General features: G+C 41.8%; 21 protein-coding genes. 17 read left to right on the forward strand and 4 right to left on the reverse strand.

The genetic code is table 11. The features are described 5' to 3' along the window. Positions 1-61: 61 nt before the first annotated feature. A complete protein-coding gene (locus VRUMOI_RS04635) occupies positions 62-2,857 on the reverse strand; it encodes an insulinase family protein (RefSeq protein WP_089137401.1) in 2,796 nt (931 codons plus the stop codon). A 364-nt stretch (positions 2,858-3,221) separates the two neighbouring features. On the opposite strand from VRUMOI_RS04635, the gene sixA reads away from it, so the two are divergent. Beyond that, entirely contained in the window at positions 3,222-3,686 is a 465-nt protein-coding gene (sixA, locus tag VRUMOI_RS04640; protein WP_089137400.1) for a phosphohistidine phosphatase SixA, read from the forward strand. Between the two features lie 99 nt (positions 3,687-3,785). Here the strand turns inward: sixA and smrB are convergent, their stop codons facing one another. Further along, complete coding sequence (smrB, locus tag VRUMOI_RS04645) at positions 3,786-4,316, reverse strand: endonuclease SmrB (protein ID WP_089137399.1); 531 nt, start codon at positions 4,314-4,316, stop codon at positions 3,786-3,788. A 130-nt stretch (positions 4,317-4,446) separates the two neighbouring features. Between smrB and prmB the strand changes: the two genes are divergently transcribed. The 5 genes from prmB (at position 4,447) to VRUMOI_RS04670 (ending at position 10,388) form a co-directional block, all read left to right on the forward strand. Beyond that, complete coding sequence (prmB, locus tag VRUMOI_RS04650; protein ID WP_089137398.1) at positions 4,447-5,379, forward strand: 50S ribosomal protein L3 N(5)-glutamine methyltransferase; 933 nt, start codon at positions 4,447-4,449, stop codon at positions 5,377-5,379. A gap of 182 nt (positions 5,380-5,561) precedes the next feature. Next, a complete protein-coding gene (gene aroC / locus VRUMOI_RS04655; RefSeq protein WP_089137397.1) occupies positions 5,562-6,647 on the forward strand; it encodes a chorismate synthase in 1,086 nt (361 codons plus the stop codon). Positions 6,648-6,804: 157 nt separating this feature from the next. Further along, on the forward strand, positions 6,805-8,841 hold the full coding sequence (locus VRUMOI_RS04660) for an Ig-like domain-containing protein (protein WP_089137396.1): 2,037 nt from the start codon (positions 6,805-6,807) through the stop codon (positions 8,839-8,841). Positions 8,842-9,068: 227 nt separating this feature from the next. Next, entirely contained in the window at positions 9,069-9,770 is a 702-nt protein-coding gene (locus tag VRUMOI_RS04665) for a Crp/Fnr family transcriptional regulator (RefSeq protein ID WP_089137395.1), read from the forward strand. Between the two features lie 9 nt (positions 9,771-9,779). Then, on the forward strand, positions 9,780-10,388 hold the full coding sequence (locus VRUMOI_RS04670) for a DUF3575 domain-containing protein (protein WP_089137394.1): 609 nt from the start codon (positions 9,780-9,782) through the stop codon (positions 10,386-10,388). A gap of 109 nt (positions 10,389-10,497) precedes the next feature. On the opposite strand, the gene VRUMOI_RS04675 is transcribed toward VRUMOI_RS04670, so the two are convergent. Next, the gene (locus VRUMOI_RS04675) at positions 10,498-11,121 is read right to left on the reverse strand and encodes a trimeric intracellular cation channel family protein (protein ID WP_089137393.1); all 624 of its coding nucleotides are present in this window, start codon (positions 11,119-11,121) and stop codon (positions 10,498-10,500) included. 271 nt (positions 11,122-11,392) lie between these two features. On the opposite strand from VRUMOI_RS04675, the gene VRUMOI_RS04680 reads away from it, so the two are divergent. The 3 genes from VRUMOI_RS04680 to VRUMOI_RS04690 all read left to right on the forward strand — a co-directional run bounded on the left by VRUMOI_RS04680 (position 11,393) and on the right by VRUMOI_RS04690 (position 12,865). Further along, on the forward strand, positions 11,393-11,938 hold the full coding sequence (locus VRUMOI_RS04680) for an elongation factor P hydroxylase (protein ID WP_089137616.1): 546 nt from the start codon (positions 11,393-11,395) through the stop codon (positions 11,936-11,938). A 25-nt stretch (positions 11,939-11,963) separates the two neighbouring features. After that, positions 11,964-12,227 (forward strand): YfcL family protein, encoded by a 264-nt coding sequence (locus VRUMOI_RS04685; protein ID WP_089137392.1) that lies wholly within the window; start codon positions 11,964-11,966, stop codon positions 12,225-12,227. Positions 12,228-12,337: 110 nt separating this feature from the next. Next, positions 12,338-12,865: an NADPH-dependent FMN reductase gene (locus VRUMOI_RS04690; protein WP_089137391.1), complete on the forward strand. Its 528-nt coding sequence runs from the start codon at positions 12,338-12,340 to the stop codon at positions 12,863-12,865. A gap of 80 nt (positions 12,866-12,945) precedes the next feature. On the opposite strand, the gene mnmC is transcribed toward VRUMOI_RS04690, so the two are convergent. Then, positions 12,946-15,015 carry a bifunctional tRNA (5-methylaminomethyl-2-thiouridine)(34)-methyltransferase MnmD/FAD-dependent 5-carboxymethylaminomethyl-2-thiouridine(34) oxidoreductase MnmC gene (gene mnmC / locus VRUMOI_RS04695; protein WP_089137390.1) on the reverse strand — a complete coding sequence of 690 codons (2,070 nt, stop codon included), beginning with the start codon at positions 15,013-15,015 and terminating at the stop codon, positions 12,946-12,948. Between the two features lie 323 nt (positions 15,016-15,338). Here mnmC and fabB point away from each other — a divergent pair, with 323 nt between their 5' ends. The 8 genes from fabB to VRUMOI_RS04735 all read left to right on the forward strand — a co-directional run bounded on the left by fabB (position 15,339) and on the right by VRUMOI_RS04735 (position 25,041). Further along, entirely contained in the window at positions 15,339-16,562 is a 1,224-nt protein-coding gene (gene fabB, locus VRUMOI_RS04700) for a beta-ketoacyl-ACP synthase I (RefSeq protein ID WP_089137389.1), read from the forward strand. A 212-nt stretch (positions 16,563-16,774) separates the two neighbouring features. After that, on the forward strand, positions 16,775-17,941 hold the full coding sequence (locus tag VRUMOI_RS04705; RefSeq protein ID WP_089137388.1) for a 4-phosphoerythronate dehydrogenase: 1,167 nt from the start codon (positions 16,775-16,777) through the stop codon (positions 17,939-17,941). 51 nt (positions 17,942-17,992) lie between these two features. Continuing rightward, positions 17,993-19,006, forward strand: a complete 1,014-nt coding sequence (locus tag VRUMOI_RS04710; protein WP_089137387.1) for an aspartate-semialdehyde dehydrogenase — start codon at positions 17,993-17,995, stop codon at positions 19,004-19,006. A 230-nt stretch (positions 19,007-19,236) separates the two neighbouring features. Beyond that, positions 19,237-20,973 carry a FimV/HubP family polar landmark protein gene (locus tag VRUMOI_RS04715; RefSeq protein ID WP_089137386.1) on the forward strand — a complete coding sequence of 579 codons (1,737 nt, stop codon included), beginning with the start codon at positions 19,237-19,239 and terminating at the stop codon, positions 20,971-20,973. An 84-nt stretch (positions 20,974-21,057) separates the two neighbouring features. After that, entirely contained in the window at positions 21,058-21,846 is a 789-nt protein-coding gene (gene truA, locus VRUMOI_RS04720) for a tRNA pseudouridine(38-40) synthase TruA (protein WP_089137385.1), read from the forward strand. 278 nt (positions 21,847-22,124) lie between these two features. Further along, on the forward strand, positions 22,125-23,039 hold the full coding sequence (accD, locus tag VRUMOI_RS04725) for an acetyl-CoA carboxylase, carboxyltransferase subunit beta (RefSeq protein WP_089137384.1): 915 nt from the start codon (positions 22,125-22,127) through the stop codon (positions 23,037-23,039). A 96-nt stretch (positions 23,040-23,135) separates the two neighbouring features. Next, the gene (folC, locus tag VRUMOI_RS04730) at positions 23,136-24,443 is read left to right on the forward strand and encodes a bifunctional tetrahydrofolate synthase/dihydrofolate synthase (protein ID WP_089137383.1); all 1,308 of its coding nucleotides are present in this window, start codon (positions 23,136-23,138) and stop codon (positions 24,441-24,443) included. Next, positions 24,433-25,041, forward strand: coding sequence for an SPOR domain-containing protein (locus VRUMOI_RS04735; protein ID WP_089137382.1), 609 nt, complete (start codon positions 24,433-24,435; stop codon positions 25,039-25,041). The genes folC and VRUMOI_RS04735 overlap by 11 nt, the downstream gene beginning before the upstream one ends. Positions 25,042-25,063: the final 22 nt, after the last annotated feature.

Below are 25,063 nucleotides of genomic sequence, written 5' to 3' on the forward strand. Positions count from 1 at the left end.
GTTAAATAAAAAGCTTTGCATGTTGAGTGCAAAGCTTTTTTATTCCTTCTCGGCTCTCAGCTTAACCTAAATCGATATCTTTAGGCCGTAGTTGAAATTCGTCAATCGAGCCTATTTCTAACCCCGCCTCTAAATCGGGAGCATCAGAGTGCTCGGTGCCTTTTGAGTGCATAATTAAACGGTTGGCCGTTCTTGGTTTTAATGTGTTGACGACAAAACGGATCATTTCACTCCGATCTAATTTAAGAATTTCTTCGACTACTATTTCACGATTATTAAATTCGTAATCTTTATTACCAATGGCCACCCAAAAACGTTGACCTCTGGCTCGCAGGTTACTATCTGGTGACATGATTTGATTGAGCAATCCATGTTTACTGTTTTGCCATTGCTGTTCGTTTAATTCTAATAGCACTAAATAAAAGGCATTGAGGAATTCATCGACAGACGCTAATAACTCACTCGGTGCAGCATTGGGAGATTGCACATAAAGCGCTAAACCAGGGTGACGATTGAGTGGCATATTGCCAGTGCCGACCATATAACCAAGTTGCTGTTTAGTGCGTATTTCATGAAAAAATCCCGCCGACATCAAATGATTGGCTAAAGTATAGAGGGCGACATTTTCTGGTGAAACTTCAGGCGATTGATAGTATACCACTAATGCTGAATCAGCTTGGTTACAGTGGACCTCTCGCTGGAACGTGCCATTATCACCAAGCATGACTAATGGTCGTAATGATTCTTCATATTGCTGGTTTTTAACCCGTAAAGCGGACTTTAAGCTCGTAGCAAGATCGGTGGCGGCTTGTTTTGGCCAATCGCCATAAACAAACATTTCAACATGCAATTCAGCCAGCATTGCGCTCACAAAAGCAGGTAGCTCATCAACCTCAATAGATTCGAGTGCCTCAATCAGTACCGGATAAGGTGGATTATTTGGCTGTAAAATACCGGTCATCGCATTAAACAATTGAGAGACTGGGCGATCTTTTTCAGTGTTTTTCCAATTACGTAGCATTTGTCGCTTAATTGAATCAAAGCGAGATTGGCTAAATTCACGTGATGCAAAGCGATGAATGATGACGTCAAGTAACTGAGCTTGCTTTTGTGTAAATCCAGACAACATCAATGTTACGCCGCCTTGGTGCGCATACAGGTTGTAGCCCATTCCTGCAATTTCAGCTTGGTAGGTTTCTTTCGCGAGAGAGTCGAGAAACATCTCAACACATAAACGGGTTTTAACTATCTTCCTTGCCGTTGAAACCGCGTGCGGGCTGTCAATAGCGATAAAGGCTAACCCTTTAGGCACTCGAAATTCCCGTTCTTGTAAGTGCCATAAACGAAATCCAGGTTTATCTTCGATAAGCTCAGGTAGGGTCGATTCACTTTCGAGTGGAGCCGGATCTAACTCATAGCAAATATAAGGGTTCGGCTCCGGAAGTGTTAGCTCACCTGTGATTGCTGGTTGTGTCCAGCTTTCGAATTCTTGCGAGTTAATGGAGCGTGTAGAATACGGTGTGTTATACCACTTGGCTTGTTTATCGTAGGTCAAACCTTTCGCGATCAGCATGATTCGCATGTTATAAGGGGTAAAGTGACGCAATAGTTGGCGTAGATGATCCTCGTCAAAATGATTCATCATGTAATCACCATAGATCACATCATCAGGTTGGTAATTTTGTAAATTGATGACGAGATGGCTAGCAATATCAATGGGGCGTGAGGCTTCTTGGAAACGAAAGGCCGACTCAAGCACGGCTTGTTTTTCATTGTAACGCCACTCTGTGAGTCCTTGTTGACGAATTAACTCAATGAATTCAAAAATACGTCGAACAATAGATTCAATTTCAGATAAGCCTTGTTGGGTGAGGCTACAGCTGATCGAAAATTCGCGGAAATTACTGCCACTGATACCACCTCCAGCCGTTAAAGAGGTAATGAGCTCTTTGGCTTTAAGATGCTGAAGCAGGCTGCCTTCACTTTCATCACCTAATAAATGGGCAAAAAATGACAGTGGTTTGGATTGATAAAACTTGTCCATACTCGGAAAGTTAAATGTCAGTATCAGCTTGCGTGAATCTTTTTCAGGCTCAACGCAAACAAATTTTGCTGCATCTTGTTCACGAACGAGCGGAATATTAATGCTTTTTCCCGCTCGTTGATTATTAGTGATAGCGGAGAAGTAGTTTTGAGCGGCTTCTTCTAATTGATCAAGACTATGGGGCCCAACGAGTGTGACCGTCATGAGATCCGCAGAATATTGTTGTCGGTAAAATTCGATTATCTCATCACGAATAGAAGAGGTAGGCTCTCCATTCTCATCCAGCAAATCACTTAATGTTTCTACATTGCCAACCGAGAATTTGGCAAATGGGTGCTCTGGGTTAACCACTTCTTTGTGGACTTGGTACAAGCGCCTCATATCGTCTTTTAGCTTTAAGCGAAATTCGGATTCTACGGCTTGGCGCTCTTTTTCTAGCGCTTCTGGATTGAATAGCGGAGCGATAAAAAACTGACTGAATCGATCTAGTGCTTGCATATAGGCTTCTGGGACAATATCGAAGAAAAAGCAAGTATGCTCGGTCCCCGTCCATGCATTGTTCTTACCGCCATTTTGGTTAATGAAAGATTGAAACTCCCCGATAATAGGGTACTTTTCAGTGCCTAAAAATAGCATGTGCTCTAGATAATGCGCGAGACCTTCACGGTGATAAGGATCATCAAAATGGCCAACATTAACCGCGAGAGCCGCTGCCGCTTTTTGAGCATTTTCGTCATGAACGAGCAAAACGCGTAATTGGTTGTTGAGTGTAATATGGCGATAATGTTTTTGATCGTTTGGACTGATGTGCACGATACACTCCTTGAGATGAGTCATTTATGGCACTAATAACGATGAGTCGTCATGAAACTTTAGTGCGCGAAACCTCTATCTTGATATACACCCTTCAATGACGGTGAGTATAGAGACTTTAATAAGACTTTTAATCATAAGCACTTATCAACAATAGTAATTATGACGCTTAGTTGTTTGGCTGCAAATGGTTTCTGTGAGTTATTAAGATGAAATCAAATAATAGTCTCTAATCTTGTGCACAAGCGTGCATTTCTGGAATTTTTTCTATTAAACATTAGGAATTTCGATAATATCTATGCTTGAGTTGTTATACTAAAGTCTAACATTCGATCAATATTTACGTAGTTATGTAGGGTTAGGTATGCAAATTTTTATTATGCGCCATGGTGATGCAGAAACTTTTGCCGCATCAGATGCTGAGCGTCCATTAAGTTCAATGGGACGTGATGGTTCTTATCAAATGGCGCAATATTGCAAAGAGCGCGGACATGATGAATTTGATCTTGTGTTAGTGAGTCCGTATCTGCGTGCTCAACAAACATGGCAAACCATTGCACCTTTATTAAAAGCAGGCAAGGTTGAAGATTGTGCGGATATTACTCCGTATGGGGATTCAGAGTCTGTGGTGGAATATGTATGTGCTTTAGCGGAAACGCAGTTTGTACAAAATATTTTGCTGGTTTCGCATTTACCATTAGTGGGCTATTTAACTGCAGATTTTGTGACGGATATTCCACCGCCTATGTTCCCAACGTCAGGTGTAGCGTGTATTGATTTTGATGTTGATACGCGTAAAGGGCAACTTTTATGGCAAGCTCAACCATAATGCACTCAAACCGTGAATGATTTTAACGAAGGAGGCGATTGAGCCTCCTTTTTTATTTTTGATAACGAGTTATTGGGAAGAGGGAGCTTGTCACGAAGGCTACTTTTCCGGAATAGAAAGTAAAACCAATAATGCGCCATTACCGCCAAATTCTAGTGGTGCTTGATGGTAGGCCATGACATCTGGGTGTTGGGCAAGCCATAAAGGGACTTTCTGCTTTAAGATGTGTTTACCGATACCGTGCATGACGCTGGCACAATCTATGCCCTCTTTTACACAATGCGCAATCATGGCACCAAGCTCACGTTTGGCTTCCATTTGAGTCATACCGTGTAAATCCAAAAACACATCGGGAACATACACACCACGGCGCAAGCGCTTTAATTCGTATTTTGATACATCGTCACGAGCATAACGAGTTGGGCCATCTTCACTGAGCAAAGGCACAAACTCATCCGAAAAGTAGAACTCATTATCCTTCGCTTCACGGAAAGTGCGACGAATTTCTTTTTGTTGTAAGTTCTTTTTCGGTTGTTGGATTATGGTATCCTGTGACAACTTTTTTACGCCCTTCATTTCTTGTTGAAATAGCGCAAAATCGTCATCGTTCTTGGTGCCTTTTTCGCTCATGACAAGTCCTTTACTTTAAGGGGCGGTATTGTAACCTTAAGCCTAGCGAAGCGCGAGTCTCTAATTTTTATCATATATAGAGCTCTGGTTTGCTATATGGCTATTAGTTAAGCGCTACGCGGAGGCACTCTTGGATAAAATTTTTATAGATGAAGCGGTATCAGAACTGCATACCCTTCAAGACATGATTCGTTGGACGGTAAGTCGATTTAATGCGGCCGGCCTGTTTTACGGTCATGGCACAGATAACTCTTGGGATGAAGCTGTGCAATTAATTCTTCCAACCTTGTACCTACCAATCGATGTTCCGCCGCATGTACTGAATTCTCGTCTCATTACTAGTGAGCGTATGCGCATTGTTGAGCGAGTGATTCAACGCATTAATGAGCGTACACCTACCGCGTATTTAACCAACAAAGCTTGGTTTTGTGGGTTAGAGTTTTATGTCGATGAGCGTGTTCTCGTGCCTCGTTCACCGATTGGAGAGCTTATTCAACAGCAATTCCAACCGTGGTTAACGGAAGAGCCTACTCGCATCATGGATCTTTGTACGGGAAGTGGTTGTATTGCAATTGCTTGTGCGTATGCTTTCGAAGATGCAGAAATCGATGCGATTGATATTTCACTTGATGCCCTGCAAGTGGCAGAGCGTAATATTCATGATCATGGCTTAGAGCAGCAGGTATACCCATTACGCTCTGATCTGTTTAATGATATCCCTCAAGATAAATATAATATCATCGTAACGAATCCACCGTATGTTGACCAAGAAGACATGGACAGCTTACCGGAGGAGTTCAAGCATGAACCAGAATTAGGTTTAGCTGCGGGCAGTGATGGTTTGAAATTGATGCGCCGTATTTTAGCGGATGCTCCTGATTACTTAACGGATAATGGTATTTTGATATGCGAAGTGGGTAATTCTATGGTGCATGTGATGAACCAATACCCTGAAATTCCATTTACTTGGCTTGAATTTGAAAATGGCGGCCATGGGGTGTTCTTATTGACCCGTGAGCAGTTGGTTGAACATGCGAGTGAGTTTGCTATTTATAAGAAATAGTCATTCAGTCCACATGAATAACTTTAGAATGCCAACCTTTTATTGAGGTTGGCATTTTTATTGGTCTATTTATGGTGAATAGGGCGATTATTTTTAAAAATAGGGTTTACAAGTCTAAGGCTTGGCGACACTATCTAAAGATATCGCAAATTAAAAAGTAAAAGATTGATTAAGAGGGATTCATGGCAGGGAATAGTATTGGTCAGCACTTTCGAGTGACTACATTTGGTGAGAGCCACGGTAAAGCCTTAGGTTGTATTGTTGATGGTTGCCCTCCGGGGCTGCAACTTTCAGAAGAAGATTTACAAAAAGATCTCGACCGTCGTCGTCCGGGAACATCTCGTTATACGACGGCTCGCCGTGAACCCGATGAAGTAGAAATCCTCTCTGGCGTATTTGAAGGGCAAACGACCGGAACCTCTATTGGTTTAATGATTAAAAACACCGATCAGCGTTCCAAAGATTATTCTGAAATCATGGATAAATTTCGCCCAGGCCATGCTGATTATACCTACCATCAAAAATATGGCGTGCGTGATTACCGCGGTGGTGGTCGTTCTTCGGCTCGTGAAACGGCCATGCGCGTCGCTGCGGGTGGCATTGCTAAAAAATACCTAAAGCAAGAATTTGGCATTGAAATTCGTGCTTATTTATCTCAAATGGGTGAAGTGACCATTGATAAAGTCGATTGGAATGAAATAGAGAATAACCCATTCTTTTGTCCTGATGCCGACAAAGTCGATGCGCTTGATGCTTTGATCCGTGATTTGAAAAAACAAGGCGATTCTATTGGTGCTAAATTATCGGTTGTCGCAACCAATGTACCTGTTGGTTTAGGCGAGCCTATTTTTGATCGTCTAGATGCCGATATCGCGCATGCTTTAATGGGCATTAATGCGGTTAAAGGGGTAGAGATTGGTGATGGTTTTGCGGTTGCAAATCAAAAAGGCAGTCAACACCGTGATGAGATGACACCACAAGGTTTTAAATCTAACCATGCAGGCGGAATATTAGGTGGTATTTCTTCTGGGCAAGATATTGTGGCAAGTATTGCCTTAAAACCGACGTCAAGTATTACGGTTCCTGGAGAAACCATTAATCGCCAAGGTGAATCGACGTCTTTAATCACAAAGGGTCGCCATGATCCTTGCGTGGGGATTCGAGCCGTTCCTATCGTAGAAGCGATGCTAGCGATCGTTCTTATGGATCACTTGTTACGTCATCGTGGACAAAATCACGGAGTCACGACAGAAACGCCTATTTTATAGCGACTCGATTCCATAGTTTTAACCAACGCCTCGCGATGAGAACATTGCGAGGCGTTGCTGTTTTTGATACTTGAAAAAATAAAAGTCTTTTAATTCGCGCTGGCTATACTCATTAATGGGTAGGAAAGTTCCTATGAACAGTTATGGGTAATGGGCGATGAGTATAAAAAGTTTAGTGTTCGTGCTTTTATTCACTTTCTCACTTGGTATTTTAACTGGTTGTGATAACAGCAGTAATGGATTGCCATCACAAGCAGATCAAGTCTCAGTTAATGAACCCGTCAATGATGGTGAAAAAGTGGATGATGAGACAGACAAAGGTCGTGATAGTGACGGTGGTGTTATCGTTGATACCGATGAAGAACCTGATACGGATGATGGTGGGTCAAACAATGGTGGTGAGCAAGAAGTTATCCTTATTAATTTGTCCGTTCAACCCGACAATTCAACGATTCCAACTAATGAGCAAGTGAACTTTCAAGCAACGGCTTCTTATTCTGATGATAGTACTTCTATCGTAACAGATGAAGTGGTGTGGGAAAGCGATGATAGCAATCTTATTTCTATATTAGATTCAGGTTTAGGAACGGCGATTAGTGCGGGAAGCACCTTTATTCGTGCAACACTAACAAAAAATGGCGTGACAAAATCATCAGAAGTGGCGGTAACCATTACCGGCCCAACTTTAATGTCAATTACCGTATCACCGAAAAAGTTTCTACTACCTGCTTCGGTTAAAAAACCGCTTACCGCCACCGCTCAATATTCAGATGGTACGACAGAAGATATAACCGATAAAGTCACATGGAGTGCATCTGAAACGACATTAAATAACCCGAACCCTCCGGCAGGTTCAGACCCAATCTTTGTCACTGTGGATACCAATGGAGTGGTGTTTTGTGATGAGTTCGATAACGATGATGATCTCGATAATGACACAACCATTACTGCGACTTATCAAGGTATGCAAGATACCGCACAATTAACCGTTTTCGGCTCTGATGTTGGTCCAATTAATGTTACCCCAACCTTCATCACTTTAGAGAAGGGGAATACCCAACAATTTACCGCAACGGCTTTGTTATCGATGCAAGGCTTTATTAGCTCGACCAATGTGACTCAAATAATGGAAGGTGAGCGTTATTCTTCTTGGGGGTGGAGCTCATCGGATCCTAGTGTGGTCAGTATTGACCGTTTAACAGGGCTCGCGACGGTATTAACCGCCACCGATATCCCGGTTGAAATCATATTTGAGCGTCTTGAGAAGCAGGGCGTGGCGATGTTACAAATCAAAAGTGCGAGTTTAGAAAGCATTATCATTGAGCCGCTTGATAGTAATTTAATTCAAGGGGTAACCGAAAGCGTTCAAGTTTTAGCGAGCTATAGTGATGGCACAACGAAAGATATTTCAGCACAGCAATCACTGATTTTATCCTCTAGTGATGCCAATATTATTGATATTACAGAAGGCAATGAATTATATGCCAACCAAGCCGGCACAGCATCGTTAGTGGCGTCTTTTGATGGTGTGAGCTCTGATTCTGTAGAAGTGGTCGTGGAGTCTGTTCCCGTTGAAAGTATATCGGTTGATCCAAGTAGCCTTTCATTAGCTAAAGGGACGGTTGGTCAATTAACGGCAAGTGCAACTTATAGTGATGGTTCTACCCGTGATATAACCGATGAAGCAAGCTGGATGACAAAAGAGTCTGATGCGGTATCTGTGAATAGCTCAGGTAAAGTTATGACCAATGCTATGCCGACAAACACCAATAGTGTCACCGTTACTGCAACCTATCGTGGTCACCAAGCCACGAGTGACATTACAGTGAAGGATGTCGCTCCGCAAAGTATCACTGCGACACTCGACTCAACCGAATTATCGGTAGGAGAGAAAGGTAAAATTACCATTACTGCCACATTCTCTGATGGTAGTAATCAAGATGTGACCGAGTTGGCGTTTGTGGCTTCTCTCTTCCCTCAGTTGTCTGTTACACCAGAAGGGGTAATTGATGCATGGTTGGACGGTGATTTCTTTCTCGTCTATGGCTATGGTTTTTCTTATGGCTATACTCGCCCTAGCGACCCTGGATTTTATGAGGGTATCGCTTATGGATACGATTATGGTTATGACGTCGTTTTACCTACGGGAGGACCAACGCCATTTGGGAGCACGGAAACCATCTCGATAGAGTAGAGTTTTATACACATACTTAAGATGACGTTGTTTATATTCCATACTGAATAAGAGTAAATAAAGCCCCTAAAGACATATTGTCATTAGGGGCTTTATAGTTCGTATTGATGCATTTGTCTCATTTTAAAATGTATTAAATGTAAATGTTTCATAAATTAATACATTTGGTAAATTTAAGTTATACCTAATAGATAAGCCGTTGTATTGATTCTATCTGAGGAGGTTATATGTTGATGGATTATGTGAAGTATTCAGTTCTTTCTCAATGTGATTGGTTTGTGAATGCTGATCACCAAAATATAGTCTCTTTGACACAGCTAGTGCATTTAGAACATTTTGAGAAGAATACCGAAATTGTTCGACAAGGTGATAGAAATAGCGATATTGGTATTTTAGCTGACGGCGAATTAGAGATCATTTATCAGTCACCTCAAAATCAAATCATACCTATATCCAAAATAAAACCCTTAGGGTGGTTTGGAGAAAGTGCATTATCTCAAAATAGCCCGTTGGTTTCTGTTAAAACAACACAAGATTCCTCTATTATATTCATATCAAAAGAAGCTTTAATGCATGTAATGTCAAAAGATACGGCGATCATGAATAATGTGATGAAGTGTTTAGCCGATAGAATTACTTCAATTAGTCGCTTTGCATTGACGTATATAGACAACGATACATTATCTAAAATAGGGAAACAAATACTCAATCAAGTTGAGATGTTTTCTCCTTACTCTTGCTCATCAGAGGTGATTGAATTACGCCTCACGAAATCGGATATAGCAGCACTCATCGGACAAACACGTCAATCAATCATCCCTTATTTAAATCAATACAGTGATCTCAAGTTATTAACTTTTGGATATGGAACCGTAAAAATTAATAATATTGATAAGCTAAAGGTTTATATCGATGGTTTGGCTAGTTAGGATGAAGTTATGAATAAACATAAGGTCTACTTATGTAGTTTTTTGACATTACTTGCATGGCCATGTTTTGCTGCGTCAGAAGATAAATCGGTTGGGCTTAGGCTAAGTTATAACTATGCTCAGTCTGGGTGTCAAAGTAACAATCTAAGTTGTGATGAAGAATCTTTAGGTGGTAGTACATATTTTCGACATGATATTTTTCAACCGTATTTCTATCAAATAAGCTTTGACTATTTTGGTCAATATAACGCCACTTATCCAGCGCTGTCAGATCCTTCCCAGAAAGCAAAATATAGTGGCCATGTTTTTGGTTTAGGCCTTTCAACGGGGCGAGTTTTCTCATTTACCGAGCGACAAAGTATCGTGGCTCAGTTGGGGATATTACCCTGGTATGTCGATGTTAAAGGACATGAATTAGAGGGGGATGTTGATAATGATAATAAAGGTGTATCACCATTTGCTTCTTTAGCTTACCAACACACCATAACCAAACATACCTATCTAGAAGCAGGATATCAATACACTTATGGCGTTGGTGCCGATTCGACGGGAGGCACTAATTTACATCAAGCTTTCTTCGGCTTAGGTTATCGTTTTGGAAACCATAACCTGAAGTAATGGTGAATTAGCAATGTTGCCTATAATCAATTGGTGTAAACCAAAGCCAGCAGGATTGTTCTGCTGGCTTTTTGTTTATGTGTAGCTTTGTAAGTATCAAACAGAGCTCTTAATGAACAGAGCCTTCAATTTTGAGTTGAAATACGGGTAAACGCCAGTTAAAGCGTACCGACGCCATTCGAATGAAATAACCGGTGACTAAGCTAATGATAATTGTAAGGTTGTCATTGATCCCATAATGTTGAAGTAATAAGTAAAGCCCTGCAACAACCATAGCAACAGAGGCATACAATTCTTGGTGCAAAACCAAAGGGGCTTGTCGGCAAATTAAATCACGCAGTAACCCACCAAATACGCCAGTGACAATCGCTGCTACAACACAAATGCCATAATGTAGCCCCATGTTGATGCCTACTTGGCAACCAATGATACTAAATGCAGCAAGGCCCAATGCATCTAAACGGATGAATACACCTTTAAATTTAACCACCCATTTTGCTAGCCAGGTAGTTAAAACCCCAGCCACGCAGGTGATTAGTAAATATTCAGGGTGTTTGACCCAAGTCAGAGGGTAATTGCCGAGTAAAATATCCCTGACACTACCACCGCCGATTGCGGTCGCACTGGCGACTAACATGACGCCAAACCAATCCATATTTTTACGACCTGCACTTAATGCGCCTGTCATTGCTTCTGCTGTAATACCAATAATATAAATAATGCTTAATAACATGGCATGTCTACCGTTGAGCCTGAAATAAGGGCGTGATTGTATTCGTTACACAATAACTTGGCGAATGAGATTTATCGTTATTTTTAGTGCCAATTGATTAGAAAAAGTAATGTGTTAGTGCGTTGTTCAATGTCAGTGATAAATGAAATAAAAGTTGAGCGTGATTTGGTTATTGGGCGGCGCAGATAATGATAATGGTAATGCGCTTTACCTAATGAGAAAAAGTAAGGACAATAGTCGCCATATTCCCAATTTGCTGTAATAAATGTTAATGAGTACGACTAAACCAAGCCATACCCCCGAAGATATTATCTCTATCTTTAATCAGACGTTTTATTCTTCTTATAACACTTTGCTTGTACGTGGCGAAGATGAGCCTATTTATTTACCGGCGGATGAAAATGTTGATTATCATCGCATTATTTTTGCTCACGGTTTCTTTGCGTCTGCGATGCATGAGATTGCCCACTGGTGCGTGGCTGGTCCTGAACGCCGCTTATTAGAAGATTTTGGCTATTGGTATGAACCTGATGGTCGAACCGCAGAAGTGCAAGCTGAGTTTGAAAAAGTAGAGATACGTCCTCAAGCTTATGAGTGGATATTATCTGTCAGCGCAGGCTTTCCATTCTCGGTAAGTTGTGACAATTTGAATGGTGATTTTGAACCAGACCGCTTAAGTTTTATGACCAAAGTACAGCAAGAAGTCGTCAATATTTTAGAACAAAACTTACCTGTGCGTGTTGCTATGTTATCGAATGCGTTACAATCGCATTATCAAACACCACCACTGAAAGCGGAACAATTCGTTGTGGTTTAATTAACCTGAAAGAGTAGAGAGCAAGATGATTATACAATTGGAAGAAAAACTTCTTGAAGCCATCGATCAAACGGTAGCAACAGCATCAGATGATGAGTTGTTCGCTGGTGGTTATTTACGAGGACATATCTCTCTTTCTGCGGCAGATTGCGAGTTAGAAGGTGTGCAAGATGTTGAGGTTTTTAAGCAGCGTATTCAAACAAGTTTAGATCAAGCACGTACGGAATTAACGCCTGCCGACCAAGTGATCGTAGCGGATATGTGGCAATCATTGGCGGCTGACATTTAATCGTTCTGATTTTTTGAACAAGTTGATATAGGAAGTTGTCTGGTAAGCGATACGTATTGTCGTAAAGTAATATTCATCGCGAACAGAACCCGTTTTAAAAAGGAATAGTTATGAAAATTATCGCATTCGGTGCTAGCACAAGTTTTAACTCAATCAATAAAGCATTAGCGACTTATACCGCTAATTTAGTAGATGGCGCAGAGGTTGAAGTATTAGACCTTAATGACTTCCCTGTTCCACTATTTAGTGAAGACACGGAAAAAGAAGTGGGTCGACCAGATGGTGCTCAAGCGTATTTCGCTAAGTTAGAAAGTGCAGACGCGTTTGTGATTTCTCTGGCTGAACATAACGGTACTTACACTGCCGCTTATAAAAACCTGTTTGATTGGGCATCTCGTATCAACCAACAAATGTTTGCTCACAAACCAGTTGTGTATCTTTCTACAAGCCCTGGCCCTGGCGGGGCGCAAAGCGTTTTAGCACAAGCGGTCGGTTCCGCTGCTTTCTTCCACGCTGAAGTGAAAGCATCGGTTTCAGTACCAAGCTTTTATGATGTGTTTAATATGGAAACAGGCGAAGTAACGGACGCTGAGATTGCTCAAAAATTAGCGGATGCAGCAGCAAGCCTAAAAGCATAACTCACTAATTTAATAAGCTTAATCAAATGATTAAAAACGGGATGAACTGTGATGGTTCATCCCGTTTTTTGTTTTGGATTTTACTCAGTGGTAATGGGGCGGCCTTTGAGCATTTTACGAACCCACATTCTTGCAGGATGAATTTTCTCTAAGGTTTCTAATGGCAATGGCAGAGGATCACCAGACATTTGTGAGGCGAGTATTTCTGCGAGTAATGGCGCAGAGCATAAGCCTCGCGCCCCTAATCCCACGATGCAAAACAAGTTTGGATAATGCGGGATGTCAGGCATGAGATCAGGACGTTTACGCAGTATTTGCGGATCAAGATTAGCGTAACCTTCAGCAACCGGTTCATATTGAAATACATTGCCAACAAAAGGGAGATGGTCACGAGTGACGCTACGAATCCCTTGTCGAGAAAGATTTTCGCTCGTATCCACGTCATTTGGCCAAGATTGATTTGGCAGACATTGTTTTAAACGTTCGCCATTGCTGAGTTGCGCTTCTGGGTCAAATTCTTGGTCGATATTATTTCTATCATAGCTGGCACCAATGCAGTGATGACCATTGTTTGGGTTTTGTGGCGTCATATAACCGTCATAACATAAGACGGTTTTGAGTTTGCTTAATGATTTCGTCGTTGGAATATGGCTAACTTGGCCTTTCACTGAGGTAGCCGCAATCGCTTTTAATTGTTCAAAGCGTGCGAATTGGTGACCGTTAGCTACGACAGTCGCTTGGTGCTGGAAACTCTTTTGTGAATGTTTAAGCGTCCAAGTTTGCTCTTTCTCATTATAAGACAGCGATTCAATTTGAGTATTAAAGTGAACCTCAACATTGGGTTGTTGCGATAGCTCATAAATAATCGCTTGTGTAAATTGTTGCGGACACAACCAACCTCCAAGTGGGTAATGAATGCTTTCTTGATCGATATCTAACCCGATAATTTGTGCGGTTTGTTCTAAGGTCAGGTTGTGCAACAATTCTTGTGGATAGTCATTGAGCAGCATTTTATCGAGTTTTTTCTTCGCTTTGTCGCTCCAAGCTAATTGAGTCACACCACATAAATCGTAATCAAATTCAAGTTTCTGAGAGGCTTGTTTAACCAATTGGCGAGCAAACAGGAAAGCCGGAGCAAAAAATCGATTAACCGGAGATTCAGGCTCTGCAATGAGAGGATAAAGTGCGCCTTGACGATTGCCTGATGCTCCTAACGCCGGTTTATCATCTTCACAGTACAAACTGATGTTATAGCCACGGCGATATAACGCTAACGCTAATGTTGCACTCGCTACCCCACCACCGATAATTGCAATCGGTTTTTGACGATCCAAATGTTCAATAGGATAACGTTGAAACCAAGGCGCAAAGGTGTTTTTAGCTAACGACTGCTGCTCGGTTAATGACGCCTGTAATGTGCCAGCAATCATTTCACGTTTTGTGCCAAAGCCTTTGACTTTTTTCATGTCAAATCCGGCTGCAATCAACCCTCGGCGCACAAATCCTGCCGCAGTAAAGGTTGCACAAGTTCCTTCCGCTTTGGTGAGCCTTGCCATGTGTTGGAAAAGGGCATCATTCCACATGTCCTGATTTTTACTTGGCGCAAAGCCATCTAAAAACCAAGCGTCGACTAAGCCAGTTTCGGTTTGGGCTAATTTAGGGAGACTGTCGTGAATGTCACCAAACCATAAATCGAGAGTGATTAAACCATCTGCTAAAATAATACGATGGCATTCAGGGACGGCGATAGGGTAATGTTGTTGTAATTGCTCGGCATAAGCGACTAATTCAGGCCAAGCTGTATGGGCTTTAATGAGATCATCAATATGAACGGGAAATTTTTCAAAGCTAATAAAATGAAGCTGAGTCAACGGTGAATCAGGGGATGTTTGTCTAAAGGTTTCAAACTCTTTCCAAACCGCTAGAAAATTAAGACCAGTGCCAAACCCGGTTTCGGCGATGACAAATCGTGACTGTGATGCTTGTTGCCAACGTGTAGGTAGATGATTTTGTTGAATGAATACATAGCGGCTTTCTTCTAATCCATTGGCATTAGAAAAATAGACATCGTCAAATTGGTGGGAAACGGGAGTGCCGGATTCATTCCAATCCAGTTGGGCATTTTTAATCACTCGGATATTACCTGTCATTTTGTATCAATTTGGGGCTATTATATACCTATCAGGCCACAGAGTAGATAGAAGTTCTCTCGGTATAAATGATAAAAGGACTTCTTATGCTATCGATAATGAGTGATTGAGGCTGTTTTAAACTTCGCTTTCATCATGCCATGCTTTTCGATAGCATGGCGATCAGGATCAACGATAACGTTGCATCGGTTCGATAAAATGAAAGTCATTTAACCGATGATGATTAAAAATTACTCATGAGAGTTAAGAAATAAAGGAAAGCTGACCACTTAAATTGTTAAGTCAGTTATCATTAAGCGATTTTTGAATTATAGGAACGTCACATGAAACGAGCCGTCATCACTGGTCTAGGTATTGTATCTAGTATTGGTAATAACGTAGAAGAAGTACTAGCGTCTTTAAAAACGGGTAAATCTGGTATTACAGGTTCAGAACAATTTAAAGAAGCTGGTCTACGCTCTCAAGTTTGGGGTGATTTAAAAATCAACCCAAGTGAGCATATCGATCGTAAGCAAATGCGCTTTATGGGTGATACTGCCTCTTACGCTTACCTTGCTATGCAACAAGCGATTGAAGATTCTAAGCTAACGGATGAGCAAGTCTCAAACGACCGTACAGGTTTAGTGGCGGGTTCAGGTGGTATTTCTTCTCAAAACCAAGTGATTTCTGTTGATACTCTACGTGAAAAAGGCGTGAAGCGTATTGGCCCATACATGGTACCTCGCACCATGGCATCATCGGTTTCAGCCTGCCTTGCAACGCCATTTAAAATTCGTGGTGTTAACTACAGTATCAGCTCAGCTTGTGCGACTTCTGCACACTGTATTGGACATGCGCTTGAATTAATCCAATTAGGTAAACAAGACGTTGTATTTGCAGGTGGCGGTGAAGAGCTTCATTGGTCATCAGCAATGATGTTTGATGCAATGGGTGCTTTATCGACTAAATACAATGAAACACCAGAACGAGCTTCTCGTACTTACGATGCAGACCGCGACGGTTTTGTTATTTCTGGTGGCGGCGGTATGGTCGTGATTGAAGAGCTTGAGCACGCATTGGCTCGTGGCGCAAAAATCTACGGCGAAATCGTTGGTTACGGCGCAACTTCTGATGGCTACGACATGGTGGCACCATCAGGTGAAGGCGCAGTACGTTGCATGAAGATGGCAATGCAAAATGTCGGCGAGATCGACTACGTAAACACACACGGTACTTCAACGCCAGTTGGTGATGTGAAAGAACTGGGTGCAATCCAAGAAGTGTTTGGTAAAGACAGTGGCGGCAAATGCCCTGCGATTTCTGCAACCAAAGCAATGACGGGTCACGCACTAGGTGCAGCGGGTGTACACGAAGCGATTTACTCAACACTTATGCTTGAGAATAACTTCATTGCACCGAGCATTAACGTAGAAACGTTAGATCCTGCCGCTGAAGGTCTGGATATCGTGACTGAACCACGTGAGCAAGAGTTGAAGACGGTAATGTCAAACAGCTTTGGCTTTGGTGGTACAAACGCAACATTAGTGATTAAAAAATACGAAGCTTAATTTTCTTCGTAATTGAAGCTGCAGCTTTGTCGACGGCGTTTATTCGCCCCAATCACTTAGGCTAGCTAAGCTCATGGGGACTTATTCACTTGTCTCCTCACTGCAACGCCAATTACTTTGAGAATAATCGCGACATTTAGAATAAATAATCCTCGGCTTCGGTCGGGGATTTTTTTATGATTAAAGTAATTAATTGTTTATGAGTGTAGAAAATGAAAATAGTCATTGATGAGAATATGCCGTACGCCGAAGCCTTGTTTAGCCAATTAGGCGAGGTTGTCATGAAGTCAGGGCGCAATATTACCGCGGATGATTTAATCGGCGTGGACGCATTGATGATTCGTTCTGTCACCAAAGTGAACGCTGAACTATTAACTAAGGCGGATCAGTTAAAGTTTGTTGGTACCGCGACCGCGGGTATGGACCATGTTGATCAAGCCTTATTAGCGGATAAGGGGATTACCTTTAGCGCCGCACCTGGTTGTAATAAAGTTGGTGTTGCGGAATATGTGATTAGCGCCTTATTAGTGATTGCTCAGCAACAAGGTTTTTCAATCTTTGACAAAACGGTTGGTATTGTGGGTGCGGGGCAAGTCGGGAGCTATCTTGCGGAGTGCTTACAAGCGATTGGAATTAAAGTGCTCCTGAACGATCCTCCGAAACAAGCGCAAGGCGATCAGCGTGATTTTGTGGATTTAGACCGGCTGCTACAACGATCGGATGTTATTTCGCTTCATACGCCAATCACTCAATCAGGCGAATGGCCGACTCATCATTTATTGGATGAGCAAGCGTTGAACCAACTTCGCGCTGATCAGATTCTCATCAATGCTGCACGTGGTCCCGTAGTGGATAACCAAGCTTTAAAATTGCGCTTACAGCAAGCTGATGGCTTTACCGCCGTGTTGGATGTGTTTGAACCAGAACCTAATGTGGATTTAGAATTACTGCCATTACTGACTTTTGCCACACCACATATTGCTGGCTATGGATTAGAAGGAAAAGCTCGGGGAACCACGATGATTTTTAATCGTTTTTGTGAGTTTATTGGCCAGCCTAAACGAGCGAATCCTGATGAATTGCTACCGATTGCGCCTTTCCCTCAAGTGAATGTGTCGGAGGGGTGGACAGATGATCATAATAAAAACCAAGCATTACTGCACAATTTGACCCAGTTGATCTATGATGTGCGCCATGATGATGCGGTTTTTCGTCGAGGAATCTCTTTAAGTGACTCGACGGCACAAGCGCAAGCCTTTGATGCGATGAGAAAAGATTATTGGGATCGCCGAGAATACGGAGCGATTACTCTCATAAAGCATCAAAAGTCTAACGTCGAACTGACGCCATTTTATCATTTGGGGTTTAAACACGATTAATAACGTCGGTTTAGGCTTCTAATATGCTCCATATTTAAATTGAGGTTTTCAATGAGTCAAGAATTTAACGTTGCTATCTTTGGTGCAACTGGTGCCGTTGGCGAAGCAATGCTGGAAGTGTTGCAAGAGCGTAAATTTCCAGTCGGTGATCTTTATTTACTCGCCAGTGAGCGTAGTGAAGGAAAAACGTATCGCTTCAATGGCAAAACAATTCGTGTTCAAAACGTCGAAGACTTCGATTGGTCTCAAGTGCATATTGCTTTATTTTCAGCGGGTGGCGAGTTATCGGCAAAATGGGCACCAATTGCGGCCGATGAAGGCGTTGTTGTCATTGATAACACCTCTGAGTTCCGCTATGAATTTGACGTACCGCTTGTTGTACCGGAAGTAAACCCAGAAGCGATTGCTGAATTTAGAAATCGTAACATTATTGCTAACCCAAATTGCTCAACGATTCAAATGTTAGTGGCACTAAAACCAATTCATGATGCGGTTGGTATTGAGCGTATTAATGTTGCAACTTATCAGTCAGTATCTGGTGCAGGTAAAAAAGGCATTGATGAGCTTGCTGGGCAGACAGCCAAATTATTGAATGGCTTACCAGTAGAAAAAGAAGCCTTCACACAACAGATCGCGTTTAACTGTATCCCTCAGATTGACGTGATGATGGAAAATGGCTACACCAAAGAAGAAATGAAAATGGTGTGGGAAACCCAGAAAATTTTCAATGACCCATCAATTCAGGTAAATCCAACTTGTGTGCGCGTTCCTGTTTTTTATGGACATGCCGAATCTCTCCATATTGAAACTCGTGCTCCAATTGATGCTGAGCAAGTGATGGACATGCTAGATAAGATGGAAGGCGTAGAAGTTTTCCGTGGGGCGGATTATCCAACACAAGTTCGTGATGCTGGTGGTAAAGATACGGTGATGGTTGGACGTGTCCGTAACGATATTAGTCATCACAGTGGCATTAATATGTGGGTGGTTGCCGATAACGTGCGTAAAGGCGCCGCAACCAACGCAGTACAAATTGCTGAAGTATTGATTCGTGATTACTTTTAATCACGGATAATTTTCTGATTTGAATAAAGCCCTATGCTGTGATGCGTAGGGTTTTTTTGATTTCAGCGCCAGTAAATAGTTAATATTGGGCTAAATTTTATTGATAAATCAATTTTTCGATGAAAAACAGTAAGAAATGACGGTTTTTTCTCATCACCACTACCCGAATGGGGTGATTATCCTATATATTTAAAATTATTGATTAACCCTTTGGATTAGCCGAAATTTTTATGCGCCGTACATTCAAGCATTTTATTACTCCTGTCACGATACTCTTTGCAACTCAAATGTCGGTTGCTTGTGCTGATGACGCTAGAGTAACGATAGAATCATCGAGCCATGTATCGGCAGAGCAAACTTCGACGGCGGTTAACGGTCTTCTCTCTGAGAAAGTTGCGTCTATATATGGGCCAACAAAGGAAGAGGAAACCTTGTGGTCGATTGCAAAAGCTTACCGCCCCGAAAAGTCTGTGTCCGTGGCACAAACTGTTTTAGCCACTTATAAATTGAATTCAAAAGCATTCGAAGATCACAATATTCACGGTTTAATCCCAGGCAGCATATTGCGCTTACCTACGTTAACCGCGATTCAACAAGAATCGACCAAAGAAGCGGTTGAAATCATTCAGCGCGATAAATTAAGACCGATACCTTCTCAAGTTGATACTTCCATAACGCCACCAAAACCAGCAACCTTGGCGGATTATTCTTTGCCGAAAACGGAAGTATTACCGCAGAAAGTGCTAGGTGATGATACGTCCGCTGAAACAAACTCGCTTAGTGAAGGAGTCCAAGCGAAACAAGAATCAACGTCAATGGCCAATATCACAGAGATTCCTCAAAGTGAGTCCGTAGTTAAGAGTAAGCTTGCCTCTGAACCAAAACTGGCAGATGTTGATCAAGTCGAAGAAATGAATACTCGTCTTACCTCAGAATTAGGTAAAATTCAGCAGCAGTTGAAAGAGTTGAAAACTTCAATAGAAGCGGAAGAAAAAAATCGCATTCAAACCAATGAAATTGAGCCCAAATCAACCTCAATCGATACCCCTCAAGCTTTTATCCGTATTGCCAATCAACATCCGTGGCTGTGGTTTATTATCTTATTGCCAGTGGTGTTAATCTTATTCATTATTCGTTTGTTGTTTACTCGCAAACCACAGCGTAGTGAAGAATTAGAGCGTCTTGTTGCTCCACAAAAAGATGTGACGCCAGCAATGTTAGTGGTTGACTCGGTATCAACTCCAGACCAACCTTCTTCAGAAACAGAAACAGAAACAGAAACAGAAACAGAAACAGAAACAGAAACAGAAACAGAAACAGAAACAGAAACAGAAACAGAAACAGAAACAGAAACAGAAACAGAAACAGAAACAGAAACAGAAACAGAAACAGAAACAGAAACAGAAACACTCGAATTTTCAGATGAGGATTTGCCAGAATATGGTGAAGAGGAAGCTCGTCAGGACGCCGATACCGAGCCCCAAGCTTTTGAGGCTAATATTCCGAAAAATTATGAACGAATTATCGAAGACGATATCGATAATAACAAATTTGATGAAGCGCTAGAGTTCGATCGAAATAGTACTGAAACGAATCCTAATGATTCTAAGTTAAGTGAAAGTCTCCTTGATGAATCAGCGGAGATTGCTCAAAAAAATAGCTCTGAAGCTGAGATGGTGCATTCTTCTAAAATAGAAACCACTCCAGCGGTAGTCCATCCTGAAAATATTGATGAAATAGGTGAACCTGATTTGAATGTCGGGTTGGATGAATTTCCCGATGTACTCGGTGATGTGAATGATTTTGATGTGGATATTAACTCAGAGATGAATAGTAACCTTGACTTAGCCAAGGTCTTTATTGAAATGGGGGACGAACGTACCGCTACTAAATTATTGAAAACGGTTCTATCAAAAGGTGATGACACATTGAAAGCTGAGGCTAACAAACTGTTGTCTTCTATTTAATCTTCGCTTGAAAAATTGCACCGATAATAGGCTTAGGTATATACTTTGCAGCCGTTTTATTTGTGTATTAAAGAGTGATTTTAAATGCGTATTGCTTTAGGTGTTGAATACGATGGCAGCAAGCTATTTGGCTGGCAAAGACAAAACGATGTACCTAGTGTGCAAGAACATTTAGAAAAAGCCCTTTCTATCGTCGCGAATCATCCTGTTGAAGTTATATGTGCTGGTCGAACCGACGCCGGGGTTCATGGTACTGGGCAGGTTGTCCATTTTGATACGACAGCCACAAGAAAGCTGGTTGCTTGGACTATGGGGGTTAATGCTAATCTACCCAGTAATATTGCGGTACGCTGGTCTCATGAGGTTTCTGACGAGTTTCATGCTCGTTTTAGTGCAACGGCACGCCGCTATCGCTATATCATTTTTAATAATGCGCTGCGCCCTGGTATTTTGAATTCAGGAGTAAGCCATTATTATAACCCTTTAGATGAAGAGAAAATGCACCAAGCAGGACAATTCTTGTTAGGGGAAAATGACTTTACTTCTTTCCGAGCGCTTCATTGTCAATCACACAGTCCTTGGCGGAATCTGATGCATTTGAATGTCTCTAGAATGGGGCAATATGTGATCGTTGATATCAAAGCCAATGCTTTTGTACACCATATGGTGAGAAATATTGTCGGCAGCCTGATCAAGGTTGGAACTGGCGATGAGAAGCCTGAATGGATCTCTTGGCTGTTAGAGCAAAAAGATCGCAGTCTAGCGGGAGCAACTGCAAAAGCGGAAGGATTATATTTGGTGGATGTTGATTATCCAGAAAGCTTTAATTTGCCAAATGTCGCGATCGGGCCATTATTTTTGTCTGCTGATTAGCGGAATACTCTAGTGTTTAAATATAGATTAGGTTGGATTTTTTTCACATTATTATTACACTAGCGTTAAAGAGCATCTATATATTAGTGTTTTGGGGCTAAAAACTGTCCAGTTACCCAAGAATAAGCGTATATTGATGCTTTTTAGAGCGTCTAAATATAGGTACAACCAGTTTTTTATCTACAGTGCGGGTATTATGTGTTTTAATCTCCCCCGCATTTATTTCTCAAATTATCATTCTTCGCATACAGCGAGGGATCCAGCTAAAAGGTCTTCCCATGAGTTGGCTTGAAAAAATTTTTACAACGACAAATATTGTTAACACTCGTAAAACTTCTATCCCTGAAGGTATTTGGACCAAATGTACTTCTTGCGAACAAGTTTTATATCAAGCAGAAGTAGAACGTAACTTAGAAGTTTGTCCAAAGTGTGACCACCATATGCGTATGAAAGGTCGCCGTCGTTTAGAGACTTTCTTAGATCAAGGTACAACAGTCGAAATCGGTCAAGATTTAGAACCGAAAGATAAACTGAAGTTTAAAGATTCTAAGCGTTATAAAGATCGTATCTCTGCGGCACAAAAGTCTAGCGGTGAAAGTGAAGCATTAATCGCTATGAAAGGTGAATTATTGGGCATGCCATTAGTGGCTTGTGCATTTGAATTCTCGTTCATGGGTGGTTCGATGGGCTCAGTTGTTGGTGCTCGTTTTGTTCGCGCAGTTGATGAAGCGATAGCTAATAATTGTGGTCTAGTGTGTTTCTCGGCAAGTGGCGGTGCTCGCATGCAAGAGGCATTGATGTCTTTGATGCAAATGGCGAAAACTAGCGCAGCATTAGAGCGTTTATCACAAAAAGGCTTACCGTTTATTTCGGTGATGACAGACCCAACTTATGGTGGTGTTTCCGCCAGTTTAGCAATGCTAGGCGATATTAATGTTGGTGAACCAAAAGCGATTATTGGTTTTGCTGGACGTCGCGTTATTGAACAAACTGTTCGTGAAAATTTGCCGCAAGATTTCCAAACCAGCGAGTTTTTACTTGAACATGGCGCTATTGATATGATCGTTGACCGTCGTGAAATGCGTCAACGTCTTGCGGGTCTTATTGCTAAGATGACGAATTATCAATCACCACTTGTGGTTTCGATGGATGATAAACCATCTTACGAAGTCCCTGTTGCCGATAAAAAGTAAAACGCATAGAGTGCTGCCTAAGGAATTCATTCTATGGCAGCCAATATATGATATGTTAGCTTCACCAATGTGAAGATGTAATGAGTTCAGCGTTTAATGAGCAAACATAATTCCCCTGAAGCCACATCACCTTTGTCGATGTGGCTTCATTATTTAGAAAATATCCATACTAGCGCCATTGATCTTGGCTTAGATCGTGTTGCTAAAGTCGCTCAATCTGCAAACTTAACCAAACCAGCCCCGATAGTGATTACCGTTGCCGGAACAAATGGCAAAGGCTCCACTTGTGCGTTAATGGAAGCCATCTTGCTTGATGCGGGTTACCGTGTCGGAGTTTACAGTTCCCCCCATCTTATTCATTATAACGAGCGTGTACGTATTAACGGCAACGATGTTAATGATAGCTTGTTAACTCAATCGTTTGATTTTATTGAACGTAGCCGTAAAGAAACCAGCTTAAGCTTTTTTGAATTCGGAACGTTAGCCGCTTTACGAATATTCCAGGTGGAAAACGTTGACGTTGTCTTGCTAGAAGTTGGGTTGGGTGGCCGATTAGATGCGACGAATGTCGTTGATCATGATGTTTCTATTATTACCAGTTTGGCTATCGACCATGTTGATTGGCTAGGAAGTGATATCAATGTGATCGGGTATGAAAAGGCGGGTATCTTCCGCTCTGGTAAGCCTGCAATTTGTGGCCAACCGAAAGCCCCGTATACCGTTGCTGCTCATGCAGATGATATTGGTGCTGAGTTTTATCAAGTCGGGTTACAATTTAACTATCAGATTACCGATGAAAGTCGCCAACTGTGGCGTTGGCACTCTGGTGGTTTTGATTTAGATGATTTACCTATTCCTACGCTACCATTAGCAAATGCCGCGACGGCTTTAATGGCTTTGAGCGCCTCAGGTATTGAGCTGAGCGATGTGAATGTAGTGAACGGTTTACGTAATGCTCGCCTTGCTGGTCGTATGCAGCAGCTATCATCACAACCAACAATTTTGTTGGATGTTGCTCATAATCCACATTCTGCTGAATATTTAGTCGGGCAACTTGCTAAACAGTATTCAGGCAAGTCGATTAGAGCGGTGGTGGCAATGCTGCATGATAAAGACATTGCAAGTACGTTGTCAGCGTTAGCTCCCGTTGTTGATTATTGGTACCCAGCATCATTGCATGGGCCACGAGCGGCAACGGTTGACGAACTGGTTGCTTATTTACCTCATATTGAAGGCAGTTTTGATACGCCAGTGGATGCTTTTATTCAGGCACGAGATCAAGCTCGTGAAGATGAAGTATTACTTGTGGTAGGTTCTTTCCATACAGTCGGTGAAATCCTCAATTATTGGCAGCAGAAAGAGATGGCAGAGAATAAAAATAAAGGGAGTCAAAATGGCGAGTAAATTCCAAAGCCGTTTGATTGGTACAGTAATTCTTGTTGCAATAGGTGTGATAGTCTTACCTGATGTTTTTGATGGTCAGAAAGAACATTACAAAGAAGAGTTTGCTGCGATTCCAATTAAACCGACTGATGAAACCAACCAGGCCGCTATCGATCAAGAAGTGAAAAAGCCTGTTGATCTAGATGTTGCGTTACCAGATGAACCTGTCAAAACGGTAACGGTAGACGATTCAAACAACCAGCCAACAAAAGCTGCGTCAAAATCAGAAATTCAAGCCGTTTCGCAACCGGTCGAACCGAAACCTGCAGAAGTTAAGCAAGTAGAGGCTAAGCCTGCGCCGGTTCGTGAGAAAAATCAATATAGCGACAATGCGTGGATTATCCAGCTTGTGGCGCTTAAAAATCAAGATAATGCGAAAAAGTTGGTCGCTGATTTACAAAAACGAGGCTTCCAAGCGCATCTTAAACCCGATGGCGATTTGTCTCGTGTGATCGTTGGCCCTGATGTTTCGAAAGAAAAGATGGAACAACAGATTGATAAGTTGAAAGAAATTACAGGGCTAAAAGGTCAATTGCAGACATTTAAGCCACTTAACTAATAAGAAAACGTTTGCGTCGCGC

Origin of the sequence: Vibrio rumoiensis (assembly GCF_002218045.2) — a bacterium.
GTDB classification, from domain to species: Bacteria; Pseudomonadota; Gammaproteobacteria; order Enterobacterales; family Vibrionaceae; genus Vibrio; species Vibrio rumoiensis.

What these genes read in the sequence shown, in the direction of transcription:
- sixA (WP_089137400.1), top strand. Translation starts at nt 3,222, where the DNA reads ATGCAAATTTTTATTATGCGCCATGGTGATGCAGAAACTTTTGCCGCA.
- smrB (WP_089137399.1), bottom strand. Translation starts at nt 4,316, where the DNA reads ATGAGCGAAAAAGGCACCAAGAACGATGACGATTTTGCGCTATTTCAA.
- aroC (WP_089137397.1), top strand. Translation starts at nt 5,562, where the DNA reads ATGGCAGGGAATAGTATTGGTCAGCACTTTCGAGTGACTACATTTGGT.
- VRUMOI_RS04660 (WP_089137396.1), top strand. Translation starts at nt 6,805, where the DNA reads ATGAGTATAAAAAGTTTAGTGTTCGTGCTTTTATTCACTTTCTCACTT.
- VRUMOI_RS04665 (WP_089137395.1), top strand. Translation starts at nt 9,069, where the DNA reads ATGTTGATGGATTATGTGAAGTATTCAGTTCTTTCTCAATGTGATTGG.
- VRUMOI_RS04670 (WP_089137394.1), top strand. Translation starts at nt 9,780, where the DNA reads ATGAATAAACATAAGGTCTACTTATGTAGTTTTTTGACATTACTTGCA.
- VRUMOI_RS04675 (WP_089137393.1), bottom strand. Translation starts at nt 11,121, where the DNA reads ATGTTATTAAGCATTATTTATATTATTGGTATTACAGCAGAAGCAATG.
- VRUMOI_RS04680 (WP_089137616.1), top strand. Translation starts at nt 11,393, where the DNA reads ATGAGTACGACTAAACCAAGCCATACCCCCGAAGATATTATCTCTATC.
- VRUMOI_RS04685 (WP_089137392.1), top strand. Translation starts at nt 11,964, where the DNA reads ATGATTATACAATTGGAAGAAAAACTTCTTGAAGCCATCGATCAAACG.
- VRUMOI_RS04690 (WP_089137391.1), top strand. Translation starts at nt 12,338, where the DNA reads ATGAAAATTATCGCATTCGGTGCTAGCACAAGTTTTAACTCAATCAAT.
- mnmC (WP_089137390.1), bottom strand. Translation starts at nt 15,015, where the DNA reads ATGACAGGTAATATCCGAGTGATTAAAAATGCCCAACTGGATTGGAAT.
- fabB (WP_089137389.1), top strand. Translation starts at nt 15,339, where the DNA reads ATGAAACGAGCCGTCATCACTGGTCTAGGTATTGTATCTAGTATTGGT.
- VRUMOI_RS04705 (WP_089137388.1), top strand. Translation starts at nt 16,775, where the DNA reads ATGAAAATAGTCATTGATGAGAATATGCCGTACGCCGAAGCCTTGTTT.
- VRUMOI_RS04710 (WP_089137387.1), top strand. Translation starts at nt 17,993, where the DNA reads ATGAGTCAAGAATTTAACGTTGCTATCTTTGGTGCAACTGGTGCCGTT.
- VRUMOI_RS04715 (WP_089137386.1), top strand. Translation starts at nt 19,237, where the DNA reads ATGCGCCGTACATTCAAGCATTTTATTACTCCTGTCACGATACTCTTT.
- truA (WP_089137385.1), top strand. Translation starts at nt 21,058, where the DNA reads ATGCGTATTGCTTTAGGTGTTGAATACGATGGCAGCAAGCTATTTGGC.
- accD (WP_089137384.1), top strand. Translation starts at nt 22,125, where the DNA reads ATGAGTTGGCTTGAAAAAATTTTTACAACGACAAATATTGTTAACACT.
- folC (WP_089137383.1), top strand. Translation starts at nt 23,136, where the DNA reads ATGAGCAAACATAATTCCCCTGAAGCCACATCACCTTTGTCGATGTGG.
- VRUMOI_RS04735 (WP_089137382.1), top strand. Translation starts at nt 24,433, where the DNA reads ATGGCGAGTAAATTCCAAAGCCGTTTGATTGGTACAGTAATTCTTGTT.